Origin of the sequence: Streptomyces axinellae, from assembly GCF_039532135.1 — a bacterium.
In the GTDB taxonomy this organism is placed as follows: Bacteria; Actinomycetota; Actinomycetes; order Streptomycetales; family Streptomycetaceae; genus Streptomyces; species Streptomyces axinellae.
This window is the reverse complement of record NZ_BAAARJ010000008.1, coordinates 223,965-244,389: the sequence shown is the minus strand read 5'-3', so window position 1 is coordinate 244,389 and position 20,425 is coordinate 223,965. Positions and strand designations below refer to the sequence as shown.

Genomic DNA, 20,425 nt, shown 5'->3' with positions numbered 1-20,425 from the left:
CGCGGCCTGGCACGACCACGGGTACGGGCCGTACCGGCGCTCAGCCCTTGCGCGGCACGACGTTGACCAGCCCGGGCGGGCGGACGATCACACGGGCGACCTCGGCGCCGCCCAGGGCCTCCGCGACCTTCTCCGAGGCCAGGGCCAGGGAGCGCAACGCGTCCTCACCGATCGAGGGATCGACCTCCAGACGGGCACGCACCTTGCCCGCCACCTGCACCACACAGGTCACCCTCTCCTCGGCGGCCAGCGCGGGGTCCGTCACCGGCCAGCCGTGCTCGATCACCGATGCCTCGCCGCCCAGGCGCTCCCATGCCTCCTCCGCGGTGAACGGTGCGAAGCAGGACAGCATCCTGGCGAGGGCCTCAGCGCCCTCGCGTACGGCGGGGTCCGCCGGCCCGGGGCCCGTGTCAACAGCCTTGCGCAGCGCGCTGGTCAGCTCCATCAAGCGGGCGACAGCCACGTTGAAGCGCTTGCGCTCCATCAGCGCCGTGGTCTCGGCCAACAGCCGGTGCACCCGCTTGCGCAGCGGCAGATCGCCGTCCTCGACCGCGCCCGAGCTCTCCGTCGCGACGTCGCCGCAGAGCCTCCACACCCGCGCGAGCCACTTCACCGAGCCGGTCGGGGAGACGTCCGCCCAGTCGATGTCGTCCTCGGGAGGGCCCGCGAACACCATGGTGACCCGCACGGCGTCAGGCCCGTACCGGGCGATCTGGTCCTGGAGGTTGACCAGGTTGCCCAGGCTCTTGCTCATCGCCTTGCCGTCCATGACCACCTGGCCCTGGTTGGTCAGCCGGGTGAAGGGCTCGACGAAGTCGACCATGCCCAGGTCGTAGAGCACCTTGGTGATGAACCGGGCGTACATCAAGTGCCCGGTGGCGTGCTCCTTGCCGCCGACGTACTCGTCCACCGGCAGCCACCGCCGCACACCCTCCGGGTCGAACGGGCCGTCGGTGTAGTCCGGGTTGGGATAGCGCAGGAAGTACCAGGAGGAGTCCACGAAGGTGTCCATCGTGTCGGTGTCCCGCTCCGCCTCCCCGCCGCAGCGCGGGCAGGACACCCGGGCCCACTCGGCGGCGCTCGCCAGCGGCGATACTCCGCTCTCCGGGCGGAGTTCGTAGCCGCTCTCCGGCAGCCGTACGGGCAGCTGGTCGTCGGGGACGGGCACCTCGCCGCAGGAGGAGCAGTGGACGATCGGGATCGGCGTGCCCCAGTACCTCTGCCGGGACAGCAGCCAGTCGCGCAGCCGGTAGTTCACCGCCGCCTCGCCCGCGCCGCACTCGACCAGCTCGGCGGTGACGGCGGCGATCGCCTCCTGCTTGCTCAGGCCGTCGAACCGTCCGGAGTTGATCAGCGTGCCGTCCGCGGTGGTGGCCACCCCGCTCTCGGCAGGATCCGGCTCGCCGGTGTCCAGGACCCTCCTCACGGGCAGGCCCATCACCTTGGCGAAGTCCAGGTCGCGCTGGTCGTGAGCGGGTACCGCCATGACCGCGCCGGTGCCGTAGCTGGACAGCACGTAGTCGGCGGCGTAGATGGGGAGCTTCTCCCCGTTGACCGGATTCACCGCACAGCGGTTCAGCGCGACACCGGTCTTGGGCCGGTCCGTGGCCAGGCGCTCGACGTCGTTCCGGGTGCGCACCTTCTGCACGTATTCGTCGAACTCGGCCCGCTGCTCGGGAGCGCACACCTCCGCCGCCAGCGGGGAGTCGGCGGCCACCACGAAGAATGTCGCGCCGTACAGGGTGTCGGGCCGGGTGCTGAACACCCGTACGGGCTCGTCCCGGCCCTCGACCGCGAAGTCGATGTACGCCCCTTCGGAGCGGCCGATCCAGTTGCGCTGCATGGCCAGGATCTCTCCCGGCCATTTGCCCTCCAGCTGCGCCATGTCATCGAGCATCCGCTGCGCGTAGTCCGTGGTGCGGAAGAACCACTGGGTGAGCTCACGGGGCTCGACGTCCGTTCCGCACCGTTCGCACTTCCCCTGGAGGACCTGCTCGTTGGCGAGCACGGTCTTGTCCACCGGGCACCAGTTGACCGCCGCGGACTTGCGGTAGGCGAGTCCCTTCTCGAACAGGCGGAGGAACAGCCACTGGTTCCAGCGGTAGTACTCGGGGTCCGAAGTGTGCAGCCGGGTGCGCCAGTCGAAGGAGACTCCGATGTGGCGGAAGGAATCGGCCTGGATGTCGATGTTGCCGTAGGTCCACTCCCGTGGATCCAGGTTGCGCCGGAGGGCGGCGTTCTCCGCCGGCAGACCGAAGGAGTCCCAGCCGATCGGGTTCAGGACGTTGTCGCCGCGCAGCCGGGCGAACCGGGCCGAGGCGTCGCTGATCGCGTACACCTCGGCGTGGCCCATGTGCAGGTCACCGGAGGGGTACGGGTACATGCTGACGAGGAAGGAGCGGGGCCGCTCGCCGTCCTCGTCAGCGGTGAGGCCCTGTGCCTCGAACACCCGCCGCTCCTCCCACACCCGGATCCATTTGTCGATCACGGAGTGCGGGTCGTACCCGTCGTGGCTGATCGTCTCTTGCGCGGGCACTTTCTACCTCATCGCTGAATGTGTGTAACGGACAGGGAGTGACAAGCGGCTGCGAACCGAAATGTGGGCCGATCCGGGCCCGGCAACATAGGAAAGCACGCTACTCACCGGAAAGCCCCTAGTCCAATACCCCTCGCGGCCCTGCCCAGTTGGGCATGTTCGACCCGGAGGCCGCCGGGCCGGAAGCGAGGGCTCCGAACGCGGCGTCCACCGGGGCCCGGCCTCTCCTTCCGGCCGATTTCCGTTCGATTCGCCTCGACAATGCGGGCGTTGCGCGGGGAGCCGGGTGCGAGGTGGCCGGAATTTAGGGGACAGGTAATCGGTCACCTTCGCTCACTCGCCGAGGGAGCCGGGAGGAATCCGCTGCGGACGAAGTACTCCAGGTACCGGTCCAGCAGTTGTTCGCTCACTTCGGCGCCCGGCACGGGAGCGCCTGCCAGTGCGCGCTCGGTGTTGTCCCGGGCGAACACGACGGGGCCGAGCGCACCGGCGGCCTCGGTCTGGGCGGCGACCAGGCTCAGCGAGGGGTCCCCGACAGCTGCCGAGGACAGCCGGTCTTGCCACTGCGCTGCCGGGATCGGCTCCATGGGACGGCCCATCGCCCGCAGCCGGTCGATGACCAGGCCGACCGGTACCGGCCGCGGATTCGTCACATGGAACGTGGTGCCGAAGCAACCGGGTCGTCGCGAGAGGTGAACGATCGCGCCTGCCACGTGATCGACCGGCACCAGGTCCGCGGTGAGTTCGAGGGCGGGGGCCGCGCCGATGAGGCTCATCGCCCGCACCAGGTTCCAGAACGCGTCATCGGCGCCCGCCGCACCCGTGGCGGAGTGGCCGCTGACCCGGCCAGGGCGGTACGTCACGACCGGTACGCCGCGCTCGCCCGCGGCATGAACCAGCTCCTCGGCCACCCACTTGCTGGCCACATAGCCGTTGGGCAGCACTTCGGCCGGCGGCACTCGCCGGTTCTCGGCCAGCACCGGGGGGTTGTGGCCGGTGCCGTATGCCAGGCCGGTCGTGGACACGAAGTGCACGGGCTTCAGCCGCCGGGTGGTGGCCAGGCGCAGGACCTCCACCGTGCCGGAGACGTTCGGTGGCCGCAGCCGCTCGTAGGACTCCAGGTGGTTCACCCTCGCGCCGTTGTGATGAATGGCGTCCAGCGTCACCGCCAGGCCGTCGAACCGTCCCTCGCCGAGGCCCAGCAGCGGAAGGCTCAAGTCCCCCGCGAGGGCGGTCGTCCGCGAGGGCACCGCGCCGTCCCACAGCCCGAACGAGCGCAGCACGTCCTCGACACGCTGTGTGGCCGCCGCGTCGTCAGTGGCGCGGACCAGGCAGTACACATGCGCGCGCGTCCGGTCCAGCAGCTCGCGCAGCAAGAACGCGCCCACGAAACCGGTGGCGCCGGTCAGCAGCACGTGCCGGGGGTCGCTGACACGCTCCGCATCGACCGGTTCCGTACCGTCGACGGTGATCGACGGATCGAGCCGGGCGTCGGCGGCGAGCGGCAACTCGCGCTCCCCCGCGCCGTGATCGCCACCGCCTGCCACGCGCTCGGCCAGCTCGGCCATGGACCGTGCCTCGAAGACCGCACGTACGTCCGCCGGCGTGCCGAACTCCTTGCCCAGCCGGTACGCCAGCTCGGCGGCCCGCAACGACGTCCCGCCCAGGTGGAAGAAGTCGTCGTCGGCCCAGACGTGTTCCAGGCCGAGCAGTTCGGCGACGCACTCGGTGACGGTCTGCTCCGCGCCGCCGCAGGGCGCCACGCGCCGCCCCGCCCGGTCCGGTGCCCAGGCCGCAGGCAGCGGCAGCGCCCGCGTGTCGATCTTGCCGTTCTCCGTCAGGGGGAGGCTGTCCAGGCGTACGTACCGGGAGGGCACCAGCTGCCGGGGAAGCGCCGCGGCAGCCGCGCTCCGGGCCGCCGCCACGTCCACATCCGCCCCGGGCAACGGCACCACGTACGCGACGAGGTGGCTGATGTCCCCTTCGGTGTACTCGGTGACATGGGCGTGCGCCACGTCCGGACGGCTCTCCAGCACCGCCTGGATCTCGCCGGGCTCGATGCGCACGCCGTCCCGCTTGAGCTGCCGGTCCGCCCGGCCCGCGTAGTAGAGGCTGCCGTCCCGGCACATCCGCAGGAGATCCCCTGTCCGGTACAGGCGCGCTCCGGGCACAGCGCTGAACGGGTCGGGCACGAACCGCTCCGCGGTCAGCGCGGGCCGGCCGAGGTAGCCGCACTCCGGGGCGACCGCGTCCCCGCCCTGGTACAGCTCGCCCGGGCTGCCCGCCGGCAGCGGTCGCAGCCCGGCATCGAGGACATGGCAGCGCACCCCGGGCCTGGGGGCCCCGACCGGTACCTCGGGCGGCACTTCGTCGCCCGGTGGGAGGGACCAGGTGGTGGCGTAGACCGACGCCTCGGTCGCTCCGTAGATGTTGACCAGGGTGACCTCGGGCGCGAACTCCCGCACCCGTCGGATCAGCTCCGGGGTGAGCGCTTCACCGGTACAGAACAGTGCCCGCAAGTGCGGCAGCGCGGGCGGGCCGGCGGCCAGGAACGCGCGGATCAGCGAGGGCACCAGGAACATCGCGGTCACCCGCTGCGCCTGTGCATGCCGGGCCAGCGCCCGCACGTCCGCTGCCGCGTCCGGCGCTACGACGACCGTGGCGCCGGAGCACAGCGTCCAGAACAGCTCCATGACGGAAACGTCGAACGTCAGCGGCGCCCGGTGCTGCACCCGGTCGCCGGCCCCGAGCGGCATGACGCGCTGCTGATGGCGGACCACGTCCACGACGCTTTTGTGCGGGATGGTGGCCGCCTTGGGCCGGCCGGTGGAGCCGGAGGTGTACATGACGTAGGCGTAGTCCGCGCCGGACCCGTGACCGGCCAGTGCCCCGCCGGGATCCCGCATCCGTTCGTGCCAGCCGGGCTCCAGTGCCACCACGGGGGCGGCCGTCGCAGGCAGGGCCGCAGCGAGCGCGGCGGAGGTGACCAGCGCTGCGGGCGCGGTGTCGGCCAGCAGGAACTCGGTGCGGGCGGGCGGCACATCGGGGTCCAGCGGCACGTAGTACCCGCCGGCACGGAAGACGGCCAGTGCGACGATCGCGAAGTCGATCGAGCGGCCGAGGTACACGCCGACCGCGACGCCACGGCGCACTCCCCGGTCACGCAGGATCCGGGCGAGCAGGTCCGCCCGCTCCCCCAGCTCCCGGTAGGACACCGATTCGACGCCGCACACCAGCGCGGTCGCCTCGGGTACGCGGGCGATCCGGGCGGCGAGCAGCTCGTGCACCGTCGCCGCCGGCTCGTCGCCCGGCGCGGCCCGAGCTGCCCGCGCCAGTTCCACCTGCTCGCCCTCCACCAGCAACGGCAGTTCGGACAGGGGGCGTTCGGGGTCGGCGCAGGCCGCGGACATGACCTGTGCCAGCCTGCGCAGCAGCCGGTTCGCCGCGAGTTCGTCGAACACCCCGGTGTTGTAGGCCGCGACCAGTTCCAGCCCGGCCGGCTGCTCCCACGCCACCAGGTCGAGCTTCTCCTTGGCGGCCCCGCTGTGCAGCTCGACGACTTCGCCGTGCACTCCGGGCAGGTCGAGCAGCGACGCATCGGTGGCGTTCTGGAAACCCAGCCGCACTTGGTCCAGAGGATTGCGGCTGGAGTCCCGGTCGATACCGAGTTCGCGCACCAGCCACTCGAACGGCAGCTCGGCGTGGCGGAAGGCGCGCAGGGCCTTTGCCCGGACCTGGTGCAGCAAGGTGCGGAAGGACGGATCACCGGCGCAGTCGGTACGCAGCACCAGCTGGTTGACGAACAGCCCGATGAGGTTCTCCAGTTCGGCCGCGTCCCGGTTGGCCGACGGGAACACGGTGGCCACCTTCGGCACACCGGTGAGCCGGTGCAACGCCGCGTGCAGTGCCGCCTTGAGCATCATGAACAGCGACACCCGCTCGGCGCGGGCGAACGCGCGGATCGGCCGCAACTCATCCGCGGGTACGAGCAGTCGGGTCACAGCGCCCGCATTGCCGCCGTCGCCGCCGCCCGGCAGGACCCGGGGCAGCTCGAACGGCGCCAGATCGCCCGACAGCTCCGCACGCCAGTGGTCGAGGTCGGCGGATGTGGTGCCGGCGGTGGCGAACCGGTCGCGCTGCCACAGGGTGTAGTCGGCGTACTGGACCGGCAGCGCGGGCAGGTCCGGCCTGCCGCCGGCGACCCGTGCCCGGTAACACTCCGAGAGATCCCGGAAGAAGACACTGATCGACCAGCCGTCCCAGACCAGGTGATGCACCGCCAGGAACAGCAAGTGATCATCGTCGGCGAGCCGGTAGAGGTGGAACCGGCCCATCGGCTCGGCAGGGTCGAGGTACTGCCCGGCCCGCTCCGTGGCATCCGCCACCGCGGCGGGGTACCGTTCCGCCGGCGGCGACCCGGTGAGGTCCGTGGTGGTCACCGCCGGTGGCACGGACGCCCGGACGCACTGCCACGGCCTGCCCTCGGGGGCGCGGATGGTGGTGCGCAGCGCCTCGTGCCGCGCCACGATGTCGGCTATCGCCCCGATCAGCGCGGCCCGGCGCAGCGGCCCGCGCAGCCGCACCGCCATCGGCGTGGTGTAGGTGGGCTCGCCCGGGTGGAGCTGGTCGGCGATCCAGATGCCGTGCTGGGCGAACGACAGCGGCACGGGCTCGCCGGAGGTGGCACGGTGCGGGATGAGCCGGCCCCCGGCGCTCACCTGTTCCCCTCCTCGGCCCCCACGGCGACGGGGAGCGGCGCGGCATCAGCCGTGCTGTCCAGGTACCAGACCCGGAGCAGGCCGTCGTCGCCGACGTGCGCGCTGTCCGGCAGCTGCCAGCTGGGGGTCCACTTGAGGCGGTCCTCGTAGGAGTAGCCGGACGCCAGCAGTACCCGGCCGCTGGGCTCTCTCTCCAGGATGGTGCCCTCGTAGAGAGTGATCTTGCCGATGTCGGTCATCACGGTGAACATCGGCTTCGCCCGGCCCGATGTCAGGCCGGACGAGGTGAGCCGCCGGGCCAGCCGCAGCCCCTCGTCCAACGTCGTGCGGTGGTGGTCCATGCCGCGGAGCGGCACACAGTGGAACAGGTAGTGCATCTCGATGCGCAGCCCGCGAAGCTCCTCGACCAGATCGACCAGGGTGTCCAGGTCGTCGTTGACGCCGCGCAGCAGCACGGTCTGGTCGTAGACGGTCACTCCCGCCTCATGCAACCGCTGGTAGGCCGCCCGCACTTCGGGAAAGAGTTCACCGGGGTGGTTGACGTGGGTGGCGATCTCGATGCGGAACGTCGATCTGGACCGCAGGGCACGGACCATCCGGTCATCGACGCGGCGCGGGTCCTGGAGCGGCACCCGAGTGCCGATGCGCACCACCTCCACGTTGGGCGCGTGCCGCTCCAGCGCGTCCAGCAGGAAATCGAGCTGTCTGACCAGCATCAGCGGGTCGCCGCCGGTGACGAGGACTTCTCGCACATCCGCGTTCTCCGGCGCCGTCCCGCAGTACCGGGCGATGAGTTCGAGTTCGTCCTCGCGCAGGGTGAAGGTGTCGTACTGGCCGCGAATGCACCAGCGGCAGTGCGCCGCACACACGCTCGTCGGCTCGACCAGTACGGTGCGCCGGTACAGCTTCTCCACCCCGCGCAGCACCCTGCCCTCGAAGAGCGCCTCGACCTCGGAGTGGTAGTGCCGGTCGACCTCCAGGGGCTTGGCCGAGGGCTCGGCCGGGTCCACGAGGTACTGCCGCCGCAGGAAATCGGCCGGGGTTGCGGCCAGCTTCTCGCGCAGGAACGGCGAGGTCTTCTCGTGGAACACTCCGTTTGTCGCTCCGGCCATGACGTGCTGCCTCCTCGCGATCAGGGCTTGCCCACGGGGTCGGGGCGATGGCCGCCGCCCGGCGGTGTGCGTCCGGTCCGCCGTCCGCGGCGTGCGCCTTCGCGCCCCGGTCGGTCATGGTTCTCCCCGCTGCGGTCGGATCAGAGGTTCCATCGTGGTGGGGGAACGGGTCGCGCGCGGGCGCGCCACGGCCGGGCCCGCGCCGCGAGCCGCCCTGGTGACACACGGGATCACGCGGTGAAACAGGGCTCACTGCGGGTTTCCTACGGAACCCGGGGCAGCGGGTCGCCCACCGGCCGGCCTCGTGCCCGAGCCCCGTAGCGCATCCGCCGCAGCGCCGTCACAGCGCGGTTGACCAGCGTGCTCGGTGCCGCGCTCACCGCAAGAGGTGTTCGCCGACCGTCGGGACACCGGACCAGTATGGGTGGCCGGGGAACGCGTTCGAGCGTCCCCGGCAGAGCAGCGGCTCGACTTGGAAAGGACCGCCATGTCAGGCAACACCACTCTGAGCAGCCCCGCACGCACCGTCGCGGACGCGCTGTCCGGTACGGGCGAGCACCTGGTGACGTCCCGGGAACTGTCGGAGATCACGGGCGCCACCGCCGAGGACTGGCAGCGGTTCGCCCGGAACTGGGACGACCTTGAGATCGACACGTTCATGGCGGACGGGGGCACCTACCGTTACCGCCGCTACGGCCAGTACGAGTACAGCCCGGGCACCGAAGAGCTCACTCTCCTGCCGCACGAGCCGTACCGGCAGGAGAAGTTCTTCAACCATCTCAACGGCGGCGTGGACCGGGTGTACGAGCCGCTCACCGACGCCTTCACCGGAGATCCGCTGCTGGCCCCGCTGTTGACATCGCTCGGCCGGATCTTCACCGAGGTGGACGACACCCGGCGGTGGCTGATCAAGCTGCATCCGGTGCGCATCATCGCCGGCGAGAAGATAGGGCAGCCCGCTCCCGAGGGCCGCCACCGCGACGGTGTCACCTTCGTCGGTTCGCTGCTGATCGACCGGCTCAACGTCACCGGTGGCGAGAGCACCACGTACGACGAGAAGCAGGACCTGCTGCGCACCGTCACCCTGTCCGAGCCCGGTGACCTGCTGCTCGGGGACGATCAGCGCACCTACCACCAGGTCACACCGATCGCGGCGGCCGACCCTGGCCAGGTGGGGCACCGTGACGTGCTGGTGCTCAACTACTGCGCGCTGCCCGGGAGGCTGTCGTGATCACCAGAGCCCTGGGCAGCCACGGCCTCACCACCTCGGCCATCGGCCTGGGGTGCATGGGAATGTCGCAGGACTACGGGCCCGCCGACGACGCCGAGTCCGTACGGACCATCCAGCGGGCGATCGACCTCGGTGTGACGCTCATCGACACCTCGATGAGCTACGGCGCCGGACACAACGAGGAACTCGTCGGCCGCGGCATCGCGGGCAGGCGTGAACAGGCCGTGCTGGCCACGAAGTTCGGTATCTGGCGGGAGAAGCAAGGAGACCCGCCCAGCCTCAACGCCCGTCCGGACCGGATCCGCCGCTTCTGCGAGGATTCGCTCTCCCGTCTGGGCACCGACTACATCGACCTGTACTACCTGCACCGTGTCGATCCGACGGTGCCGGTGGAGGAGAGCGTCGGAGTCATGGCCGAGCTGGTGGCCGAGGGCAAGGTGCGCTATCTCGGTCTCTCCGAGAGCAGCCCGGAGGAGCTGGCGCGCGCCGCGGCGGCGGCCCCGATCAGCACCATCCAGTACGAGTGGTCGCTGTTCTGGCGGGAGTTGGAGGACGATGTGGTGCCTCTCGCGCGCAGGCTAGGCATCGGCATCGTCGGCTTCAGCCCGCTCGGCCGGGGGTACCTCACCGGCACGCTCAGGCTGGAGGAGCTGGGCGCCCACGACGACCGCCTCCCCGACCAGCGCTTCCAGGGCGACGCCTTGACGAGGAACAACGCGAGCCTTGCCGAGCTGACGAAGCTGAGTGAGGAACTCGACATCACACCGGGGCAGTTGGCTCTCGCCTGGCTGCTGGCACAGGGTGAGGACGTAGCGGCCATCCCTGGCACCCGCAGCCCCGCCAGGCTCGCGGAGAACGCCACCGCGGCGGACGTGTCCCTGTCTGCCGAGGCTCTCGAACGGCTCGACTCAGTCGCTTCCCGGTCGGCGTGGGCGGGGGACAGATTCTCCTACGCCGTCCCCCGCACTTCCCGCACGTAACCACGGCGCACCGGCCCGGTGACGGCCGGCTCGAACGGCTCTCACGAGATGTGCTGTAAGGGGCTGTCGGTCTCCCATGTGGCCGGCAGGTACCCCTCACGCAATTCCTTGGCCAGGATCGAGAGCGACAGCCGAGGATCGGTCAGCGCCCGGGTCGCCACCGCGGCCAGCGCCGCGGGCAGCCCTTCGCACAGAGCCAGGATCTCGCGCATGGCCTTCGGCTCGGCCATGGCGCGGGCCGCGCCCAGCCTGCGCTGAAGCAATGTCAGCGAGTCGGCCTCCGGGAGTGTGTCCACGATCAGCGGCCGGGCCCCTTCCGACGCGACCAGCCCGCACAGCGGATCACGGCTGGTCACCAGCGCCGCGCAGCCACGGGAACCGGGCAGCAACGGACGCACCTGGTCGGTGCCGACCGCGTTGTCCAGCACCATGAGCACCCGCTTGCCGGTCAGCAGGCTGCGCAACAGTGCCGACCGGCTGGTCAGGCTGTCGGGCACTTGTCCGGGCCCGACCCCCAGCGCGAGCAGGAAGTCGCGCACCACGTCGGCCGAGCAGCACTGGCCCAGCTCCGCGTAGAGCTGTCCATCGGGAAACGTCTCGGCGACGCGGTGCGCCCAGTGCACCGCGAGACTGGACTTGCCGACCCCCGGCCTGCCCGGCAGAGTCACGATCACCACCGCCGGCTGGGCCCGGCCTTGTTCCCATATCGCATCGAGGTGGGCGAGCTCCTCGCTCCGGCCGGAGAAGCCGTTGACGTCGGCCGGAAGCTGAGTCGGAACCGGCTGCGACGGGTCCGCGTTCCCCTGCAACGGCGGCACCGACACCAGCTGCGCCCGTGCGGGCACACCACGCAGGATGGCTTGATGCGTCTCGCGTACCAACGCTCCTGGATCAACACCGAGTTCATCGGCGAGCTGACCGCGCAGCGTCTCGAACAGCTCCAGCGCGACGGCGGGCTGTCCGGAGCCGGCCAGTGCGGTCATCAGCCGGGCGTGCACGGACTCGTGCAGGGGGTTGGATTCCGCGAAGCGGTACAGCGGAGTGAGCACCTCCTCGTGCCGGCCGATGCCGGCTGCGGAGTCGGCGTACTCCAGGAGTGCCGTCTCCAGCTCGCGCCGGAGGCCGGCCAGCATGGGGAGTTCCTGCACCCCGGGCAGGTCGGCGAGCGGCTTGTCCCGCAACAGGCCCATGGCCTGCCGATAGGTGATCACCGCCGCCTCGGTGCGGCCGGCCTCGCAGTCGCGCCGGGCGGAGGCCACCAGGCGGCGGAAGACCAGCAGATCGAGCTGGCCGTCCTCCACCCGAAGCGCGTATCCACCGTTCAGCGAGACCAGGACGGGTTCCTTCTGGTCCCTGGGCTGGATCCGCCGGCGCAGCCGCGACATCTGGGAGCGGACCAGGTCCACCTTGGGGACCGCCCCCTCTCCCCAGGCGGCGTCGATCAGGAAATCCAGGCTGATCGGGACGCCGGGGGAGATCGCGAGCAGCGCGAGCATCGTGCGCTGCCGCTCCGAGCCGAGATTGACCGATTCGCCATCGACCGAGATCGACTGCGGGCCGAGCACACGGAGGCGCAGGTCGTGGGCCAGCATCGGCCCCAGGGACCCGACGCGCACGAGCTCATGTGTCTCGGCCGGAGACAGCTCCAAAGCAGCCGCGATGCGGCGGAGCGTGCTGACTCTCGGCCGCGTCACCCGCCGTTGTTCGAGGTCACGCAGGCCCGCCACGCTGATCTTGGCGCGCTCCGCCATTTCCCGCTGGGTGAGACCGGCGTTCCGCCGCAATTGGTGGATGAGTTCAGCGAGTTCCCAGGGCGCCTCGTTACCGAACACCGAACCCCCTGGCACCCATGCCCTGCCAACGCCGCAATACCCCATTTAAACATCGCATAAACACCCCCGTAGTCACGATGCGTAAAGCGCATACCCAGTGACTCGATTTCACGAAGCCATAGTCGGCCGGCTTCGGATCCGAGAAGTCACGCCAGGCATGCACTGGTCAAGGAATGGTCAAGCCACAAGCTAGCACAGTGATATGCGAATCGGGCGGGTTCGGCGGAGGATTTATCTCCCCGCAGAGGATGCCGCCGCCATGAACTGCCCGACGCGACTAAGCCTCCAAGTCGTCGCTGAACTTCCACCGGGAGCCCAATCCAAAACATCGGCAGGACCAATTCTTCAATGTCTCGACCACACGTACGTTTTCACGGTTGGTCCGATATTCCGGATACGGACGGTTTTAACCTTCCAGGTCACATGACGCCGCGGGCGATCCGGCCGGCACCCCTCACCCGGAAGGCGACACCCTCAGAAGGCGACCCCTCCCAGGTGACACACCCAAGGACCGGCCCGCCGACCACGTACCGGAACGACTTTGAACACGGAACCGGCTGTCATCGACCTGTCACCCAGCTGTCACGGCAACCCAGTGCGGTTCGGTGCACCGGCCAACCGAGTCAGGAGTCCGGGTTCCACCGGAAACCGCAGGTTTCCACGGCCGGCGAAATGCATGAATCCACTGCCCGCTCCAATCGCCCGAGGCGCCGACGAACCACCCCGGACCCGATTCGACGGGCATTACTCCTGCCCCCTCGTGCCGCCGCACCTTCGGAGCGGTCGATTCACAGACCCGGCACCACCTGCTCCCCGAATCCCGCGGAAGGCGTCAGCACCTCCCCTCGGCACAAGGGCGCACCGGGCGCTGCTACGCCACGGAGCGGCTGAACCGGCTGGGCGGTCGGCCGGGACCTACGACAGCAGGGGCGCGCCACACACGTGCGTCCGGCGTCACCTCCGGCAGCAAGCCGCAATTCCCGGTTTCCGAACAATCCCCGGTTCCGCTTCACGAGCCCGATAACGCGACCGGTTGGTGAATGCCGCTCTCCTGCAATCGAAGAATTACAGCGCCAGTAAAGCGGAATGACGAGAATCTCTCACACCGGAAACTCCGAAACGCGTCCCAAAACAAGCCGCCTGCCCGCCCGGACGAACAAAAGAGAAGACCGGGGACCCTCATGGTCCGCGGCATCGCTCGCGGAGCGGACAGTCGGGATCCGTTCCGCCTCGCGGCAGGACCGTCGAAGAGAGCGCGGGTACTGACTTGGTGCTGACTTCGTGCCGCTCCACGCTGCGCCAGAACGCGGTTCCCGCGTCGATGGCGGGGACGGCCGGGGTGGCGGTCTCCATGCCGATCTGCGCGTCGCGCGAGTGCCGGTCCAGCAACCTCGTCAGGGGCCAGGACGGCCGTGACGTGACCGCCGGGGTCGTCGGTGTCCGGCATGATCCGGAGCGAGGGTGCCTCCCCGACATGCTGGTGATCCCCGGGTCAGCAGCCTGCCTCGCACGGTCGCGTCAGGAGTACCTCCCGCCTCAGCAGAGGCGGCTCACCGGTCAGCGCGGGGCGGCGCCGTTCTCCCTTCGGCCTGCCGTTGCCGCTCGTGGTGCCGACGGGCTTTGAGCCGGTTGCCGCAGGTTCTCATCGAGCACCATCGCGCGGTGTTGGCACGGCTGTGGTCCACCAGGAACAGCCGGCAGTCGCTGTTCGCGCACGGCCGTAGTCTGCCGGGCAGTTCCTTCTGGATATGGGCCCAGGTGAGGACCAGTTCGACGGCTGGTCGCCGGTCCGCTTCGACTTCCAGGATCCAGTCCAGGCCCTCTGCGCTCAGGTGGGGCACCTTGTGCGCGCCCGCGACGAGCGCGGTCAGGGCCTCCGGTCCGCTCTCTCCGCGAACCACCCTCTGGAGTGCGTCCCGGGTCTTCCTGAGCCACTCCTGCTCCGTGGGCCCGCCGTCACCGCCGTGCTGGACCGCCCACCGGCTCAGCGCGGGACCATCCAGCCACAGATCACGTGGAACCCCGTCCACGACGGGCGTGCTGTTCAGCGCTTCGAGCAGCGCTTCCTCGCCGAACATCCCACCTCCGCCTCACTCGTAACCAGCTTGCAGGGCTTGACAGGTTACCCGCTCGGGAAGCAGCCTGTGGCGTACCTAACCACACTCACACCTTTAAGGGGTTACTCATGGTCGAGATACGGCATCGCTACACCTCCGTGCTCGGACACCGCGTGTTCTACCGGGAAGCCGGCCCCGCCGATGCGCCCACCATCGTCCTGCTGCACGGGTATCCCACCAGCTCGCGGATGTTCCGGCGGCTTATTCCCGCACTGGCCGACCGGTTCCATGTCGTCGCCCCTGACCACCTGGGGTTCGGGCAGTCCGCCACCCCGCCGGCCGACGAGTTCGCCTACGGTTTCGACGCTCTCACCGACGTCACCGAAAGGCTGCTGAGCGATCTCGGCCTGGAGCGGTACGCGCTCTATGTGCAGGACTACGGAGCCCCCATCGGCTGGCGCCTCGCGCTGCGGCACCCGCGCGCTGTCACCGCGATCGTCACGCAGAACGGGAATGCCTACGACGAAGGATTCGTCTCCGACTTCTGGGCCCCGGTCTGGGCATACGCGCAGTCGCCGAGCCCTTCGACGGAAGCCGCGCTGCGTGAGGCGCTGAGCGAGGAAGCCATTCGGTGGCAGTACCTGCACGGCGTCGCCGAACCAGAACTGATCGACCCGGATACCTGGGCCACTGATCACCGGGAGATCTCGCGCCCGGGCCTCGACCGGATTCAACTCGACCTCTTCCGCGACTACGCCACCAACCCGCCCCTCTATCCCCGGCTCCACGAGTACTTCCGCACCACCCAGGTACCGTTGCTGGCCATCTGGGGCGCGGAAGACAAGATTTTCGGCCCCGAGGGAGCCCGCGCATTCACCAAGGATCTTGAGAACGCCCAGGTCCAATTGGTGGCGGGTGGAGGTCACTTCCTCCTCGAAAGCCACCTCGACACCGTTGCCGACGCGATGCGCGCCTTTCTCACCCAAGCCTTGCCCCCGGACACATCCGCCCAGGCGGGGTGAACACCGTTCAGCAGCCCCTCGGCGGCCGGTCCAGATCACCATCAGTGCTCGTGGAAGCCTTGACAGAGGCACCCCATTCCCCGTGGCGCTTATGTCGGTAGTTCTCATACATTTCTCACCCTGCCCGGGAAACCAGCAGAAGCGGTCCCCTCGTAACCTGGAAAGGTAAGAGGAGGCGCATGCGCCATGACCAGCGGAGGCGACCGGGCCGGAGGCCCGGGCGGCGGCGAGGGCAGCCACGAGCCCCGGCCGGGGCGAGAGCCGGAAGAGGCGGCTGCTCCCGAGGAAAAGGCACCGGAACACGGGACGTCAGAGCCCGAGGCGCCGGACTCCGGGACCCCGGGTTCAGGGACACCGGACTCCGGGACGGGCGGGCCGGCGGATGCACGCGGTCCGGAATCCTCTTCGGTGGGTGAGGAGGCGGAGTCCCTCGAATTCGACGAGGCATTCGTCCGTGCGGCCGATGTGAACGAACCGGCGGCCCGCACCCGGCAACTGGCCGCCCGGTGGAAAGAAGAGGGGTATCCGGAACGCGAGCCGTGGCGGTCCGACGAGCCACCGGCCGGCTGGTTCTGGAGCCGCGCCCGTCAAGGTGGGCACAGACGGCAAAGCCGAGAGGGCGGCAGGCACCGGCGCTGGCCCTGGCGGCGCAAGCGCGGAGACTGACCCCCTGCCGATGTCGCCGCCGGGGCCCGGAAGCGGCACGCCGCACAGGCCGTGTGCCGCATATCCGTGCCGCAAAGTGTGGAGGACCTCGCCGGCCGGGCCCCGACGGGACCGGGGGCCCGGCAGGGTGTCCGGACCGCCTGGTCAGAGCCTTCCGGCGCCCGCCTGAGCCGTGACGGAGGCGACGACCGACGAGACGGGTCCGGCGGACCAGCTGTAGGGCGGGCTGGTGAATGTGCGGGTACGGGAGATCTCGGTGGCGGCGCAGCCGAGGTCGTTTCGGCGCAGGTTCGCGTAGCCGTCCACATCGCTGCTCCGGCCCGTCGTGACCGCGATCTTCGTCGTTCGGAAGACGTTGTTCTCGACGTGCGTTTGAGCACCCCTACGGGAATGTGCGGCGGTACCGGCGCCTCGGACGTAGTTGTTGTAGAAGTGGCCGGTGCCGAACCGCAGGATGGGGATGCGCGAGTAGACGTCGCTGAAGTGATGGTGAGGGTACGTGACCTTCAAGTGCCCGGTGTCCTCGCCCGAGTTCTTGTCGCTGTGGTCGACGAGTGAGCCCTTGAAGTGGTCCTCGAAGGTGTTCCAGGAGACCGTCACATTGTCCGAGCCGTGGATGATGTCGAGCAGACCGTCGTCATGCTCCTTGTCGTGATCGCGCTCGGCCGAGAAGGAGTTGTGGTCGATCCACACCTTCGCCGACTCCTGGACGGTGATCCCGTCCGAGGGTTTGCGCGGCTTGCTGATGTTCGGATCGCGGACGACGACGTTGGTGACCTCCTTGAGGCGCAGTCCGCCCCGGTGGATCCGGAGGACGAACCGACGCCCAGAACCGTGGTGTTGGATCCGATGTCGATCTGCCCGGTGAGCGGGATCAGGCCGTTCACCCTGACGGCCTGGGCCGCATCACCTGTGACGGCCGCGCGCATTCGGCGAGCGAGGAGACGGCGACAGCGTTCGCGTTACCGCCGCCCGAGGTGCCGGCTCCGAAGCCGAGGGGAGAGGTGTCGCCCGCGCCCGCGGACTGCGGCACTACGGCGATGGCGGTGACCGCGAGAACGGCTGCCGGCCCTGTGGAGAGGAACAGCCTCCGGGAGCGGAGGCGTAAAGGTCCGGAGCCGGCCCGTCACGCTTCGCGTAGTCCGCGTCCAGCCAACTCACCGTGCCGGAACGGAACAGCGAGTCCCGCATCCGCCGAGCGCGGTGCGTGTGCGCCGTGTGCTGTGCCGTTACTGACCGGGCATTCGGCGCCGTGAGCTTTCTCTCTCCTGGCGACCGCGCCGCCCACCCCCCTACCGGGCGGGCCGTGCGCCACGTAGGGTCGCGCGTCAGCCAGGGGTTCGGCGAACGCGCATCCGCAAGGGCTGGTCACGGACTGTAGCCCTGGGCGCGCGTCGGCCCTGAGAGCGCGTCCCGGCTGTTCGAGGGCGCGCCCCGGAGCTCGCGCCCGTCCCGGCTTCGCGCCCCATATCGCCCGCCGCCTCGCTGGACGGGCAGGTCCGGTCACGCCCGGTGAACCGGACTCAGAAGCCAGGCGCCCAAAACCGGCACAGAAACCAGGCACCGAGCCAGGCAACGGAGCCAGGCAGCGAAACCGGCACCGAACGGGAGACCCGCATGAGGAAGCGCAGGCGACTGATGGAAGCCCGCCTGGACGAAGGTTCTGACGGCAACTCCACCGAGGAGGCCAACTCCAGCGCCGACACCCACGCCCACGGCGATCCGAGGGACGGCAAGCTCCACGCCACGGCCATATCCACGCCCCCGGCCCCCTCCCGGCCGGACATGCGTGCCCGGCCCCGCCGGACGCGGCGCGCCCTCACCTTGGTGGCCGCCGCCCTGGTCTGTGGGGCGGCCACCGCGGCACCGGCCGCGGCCACCACCGTCCCTTCCCGGACCGCCGCCGCGGGCTCGGGCGCCCAGGTGAAGTGCACCTCGGACGACAACGCTCTCGCGCACCGGCTGGCCCAGAAGGTGGGCGGGGCGCTGCGCGAGCGCCACAGCACGGCAGCGGTGGCGCTCTACGACCGTTCGTCCCACACCTCGTGCACCTACCGTGCCCATACCGCGTTCGACTCGGCGAGCGTGGTGAAGGCCACCTTGCTGGGGGCGCTGCTGCGGAAGGCCGAGGAGGGCCACCGCAAGCTCACTTCGGAGGAGAAGAAGCGCGCCACAGCCATGATCACCGCCTCGGACAACGACGCCACCACCGCGCTGTGGCACGAGGTCGGGCTCAAGGGCGTACAGCACTTCCTCGACCTGGCCGGCATGAAGGACACCGAGCCGGGCCGGCAGGGCCACTGGGGCCTCACCCAGGTCACAGCCCAGGATCAGGTGAAACTGCTCAAGCTGCTCACCTCCGGCAGCCATGTGCTGGATGCCGGGTCCCGCGGCTACGCACTGGACCTGATGCACAAGGTCACCCCCAGTCAACGCTGGGGCACGCCCGCCGGTGCCCCGGGCGACGCCACCGTGCACGTGAAGAACGGCTGGCTCTCGCGGGACACACACGGCTGGCGCATCAACAGCATCGGCGCGTTCACCGGCCGGGGCCACGACTACGGGATCGCGGTGCTCTCCCAGGACAACAAGACGATGGCCTACGGCGTCGATACGGCCGAGTCCGCGTCCCGCGCGATCCACCACGAACTGGCCGGCCGCAAGGCCCACTGAGCGCGTTCTCCTCCTCCTGTTCGTCGCCTACCGGGTCCCGCCAGGGTCTGGAGGCCGCTCCGGCGAATCCGTTCGAGGCTCTGTCCGAGAACGTGGCGGCGTGTACCGCATGACGTACCGCATGAGGGCGAACCGGGAGGAGCGTGCCGCGTAGACGGCCAGGACGGCTCCGTACCGGCGCACTCTCCTCTCCCCCGAACCGCCGGAGCCCTCCGGGCAGGTGGCTTCCAACTACGCGCTGCATCAGACTGGTTGGCTTACACCTCGGCCGAGCCGGAAGCTGTCGCACAGGTGAGGGGAGCACGTGCATGACCGAGCACACAGCTGGGGCCGATTCGCCCCGTCAGACGGAGGGGCCTCAGCCTGCCGTCCGGCCCCCGGGGGAGGCCGCCGGGGCGTCCTCTGAGGCGTCCGGTCCGCCGAGCGCTCCGGACGCCGGAGCCGCCGAGCCGGCGGGAGGCGCACGTACCGGCGCGGCGGCCACAGGCCCCGCGCGCACGGAAGACGCGCCCGCCGTACGGACGTCCGCGGCAGGCGCGAACGCGCCCCGCGCCGACTGGTCGCGGCGGGCCGAGATCGCAGTGGCGGTGCTGGCGGGGCTGGCGACGCTGTTCTCCGCCCTGGCGGCCGTGGTCACGCTCCAGGTGCAGGCCCGGCAAGGGCGCAGCGAGGTGGATGTGACGCGCCAGGGGCAGATCACCGATCGCTTCAACGAGGCGGTGAGCAACCTCGGCGACCAGGCCGACGAGGTGCGGCTGGGCGGGATCTTCGCGCTGCGGCGGATCATGGAGGACTCGCCGCGCGACCAGCCGGCCATCGTGGACATTCTCTCGGCCTATGTGCGCACGCACACGCCCGCGGCGGGCGGAGGGAAGGCTGAGCGGGACAGCGGCGGGCGTCCGGCACCCGATGTGCGGGCGACGTTCGAGACGCTGTCCCAACGGGATCCGCACCAGGACCAGTCGGCCCGGGTCGATCTGCGGGACACCTATCTGCGCTACATCGGGTCACGGCCCGGCCTCACCCGGGCGGAGGGGCGGGGCGGGCCGGACGGGGCCGGGCCGAGGCTGGCGAACGCCAACTTGTCCGGCGCCGTCCTGTCCGGCGCGCACCTTCGCCACGCGCGGCTTTCGGGGACGTACCTCGTCGGCACCCGGCTGGACGGCGCCGACCTTCGTCAGGCCGACCTGCACAAGGCGGACCTGCGCGGTGCCGAATTGACCGGCGCCGATCTGGAGGGCGCGGATCTGCGCGGCGCCCGGCTGCGCGCGGGCACCGACCCAGCGGGCGAGGACGGAAAGGACGGCTCCGGCACGGACACCGGAGCCCCTGAGCAGCCCGCCAGGGTGAGCGTCGGCCAGCTCCTCCGGGCCAGACTGGACAGCACGACGCTGCTCCCGGCATCTCTGGAGCACGACTCCCGCCTGCGCAAGCGGCTCTCCCGCGCGCACTGACGCGCTGAGCCGACCGACCGCGCACGCGCCGGGCGGACGCACCGCAGGAGGAGGGACCGTACGCGAAGGAGCTGCGCGCGTTCTTCCGCTCCTACCGGGCGCGGGCGCGCTGAGGTATCCCGGGCCCGCGCGGGGCTCTCCCGC

The 20,425-nt window shown here is 70.2% G+C and carries 11 protein-coding genes and 1 pseudogene; 6 read left to right on the top strand and 6 right to left on the bottom strand.

Translation table 11 applies throughout. The features are described from left to right. Positions 1-40: 40 nt before the first annotated feature. From leuS to ABD339_RS14565, 3 genes are all read right to left on the bottom strand, one after another. The gene (leuS, locus tag ABD339_RS14575; protein WP_344566023.1) at positions 41-2,536 is read right to left on the bottom strand and encodes a leucine--tRNA ligase; all 2,496 of its coding nucleotides are present in this window, start codon (positions 2,534-2,536) and stop codon (positions 41-43) included. Between the two features lie 323 nt (positions 2,537-2,859). Then, positions 2,860-7,254, bottom strand: coding sequence for a non-ribosomal peptide synthetase (locus tag ABD339_RS14570; RefSeq protein WP_344566021.1), 4,395 nt, complete (start codon positions 7,252-7,254; stop codon positions 2,860-2,862). Then, the gene (locus tag ABD339_RS14565; protein WP_344566019.1) at positions 7,251-8,366 is read right to left on the bottom strand and encodes a radical SAM protein; all 1,116 of its coding nucleotides are present in this window, start codon (positions 8,364-8,366) and stop codon (positions 7,251-7,253) included. The genes ABD339_RS14570 and ABD339_RS14565 overlap by 4 nt, the downstream gene beginning before the upstream one ends. A gap of 487 nt (positions 8,367-8,853) precedes the next feature. On the opposite strand from ABD339_RS14565, the gene ABD339_RS14560 reads away from it, so the two are divergent. Together ABD339_RS14560 and ABD339_RS14555 are read left to right on the top strand one after the other, a co-directional pair. Then, positions 8,854-9,597, top strand: coding sequence for a 2OG-Fe dioxygenase family protein (locus ABD339_RS14560; RefSeq protein ID WP_344566017.1), 744 nt, complete (start codon positions 8,854-8,856; stop codon positions 9,595-9,597). After that, positions 9,594-10,577: an aldo/keto reductase gene (locus ABD339_RS14555; RefSeq protein WP_344566015.1), complete on the top strand. Its 984-nt coding sequence runs from the start codon at positions 9,594-9,596 to the stop codon at positions 10,575-10,577. Before ABD339_RS14560 ends, ABD339_RS14555 begins: the two co-directional genes overlap by 4 nt. 41 nt (positions 10,578-10,618) lie before the next feature. On the opposite strand, the gene ABD339_RS14550 is transcribed toward ABD339_RS14555, so the two are convergent. Further along, complete coding sequence (locus ABD339_RS14550) at positions 10,619-12,409, bottom strand: BTAD domain-containing putative transcriptional regulator (RefSeq protein ID WP_344566013.1); 1,791 nt, start codon at positions 12,407-12,409, stop codon at positions 10,619-10,621. 1,550 nt (positions 12,410-13,959) lie between these two features. Beyond that, positions 13,960-14,487: a CGNR zinc finger domain-containing protein gene (locus ABD339_RS14545; RefSeq protein WP_344566011.1), complete on the bottom strand. Its 528-nt coding sequence runs from the start codon at positions 14,485-14,487 to the stop codon at positions 13,960-13,962. Between the two features lie 107 nt (positions 14,488-14,594). Here ABD339_RS14545 and ABD339_RS14540 point away from each other — a divergent pair, with 107 nt between their 5' ends. Both ABD339_RS14540 and ABD339_RS14535 read left to right on the top strand, forming a co-directional pair. After that, positions 14,595-15,488 carry an alpha/beta fold hydrolase gene (locus ABD339_RS14540; RefSeq protein ID WP_344566009.1) on the top strand — a complete coding sequence of 298 codons (894 nt, stop codon included), beginning with the start codon at positions 14,595-14,597 and terminating at the stop codon, positions 15,486-15,488. 186 nt (positions 15,489-15,674) lie between these two features. After that, complete coding sequence (locus ABD339_RS14535; protein WP_344566007.1) at positions 15,675-16,154, top strand: SGM_3592 family protein; 480 nt, start codon at positions 15,675-15,677, stop codon at positions 16,152-16,154. A 144-nt stretch (positions 16,155-16,298) separates the two neighbouring features. Here ABD339_RS14535 and ABD339_RS14530 read toward each other — a convergent pair. Continuing rightward, positions 16,299-17,241 (bottom strand): annotated as a pseudogene (locus ABD339_RS14530) (pectate lyase family protein). Between the two features lie 530 nt (positions 17,242-17,771). Between ABD339_RS14530 and ABD339_RS14525 the strand changes: the two are divergent. Both ABD339_RS14525 and ABD339_RS14520 read left to right on the top strand, forming a co-directional pair. Next, positions 17,772-18,827, top strand: coding sequence for a serine hydrolase (locus ABD339_RS14525; protein WP_344566005.1), 1,056 nt, complete (start codon positions 17,772-17,774; stop codon positions 18,825-18,827). 308 nt (positions 18,828-19,135) lie between these two features. Continuing rightward, entirely contained in the window at positions 19,136-20,281 is a 1,146-nt protein-coding gene (locus tag ABD339_RS14520; RefSeq protein ID WP_344566003.1) for a pentapeptide repeat-containing protein, read from the top strand. Positions 20,282-20,425: the final 144 nt, after the last annotated feature.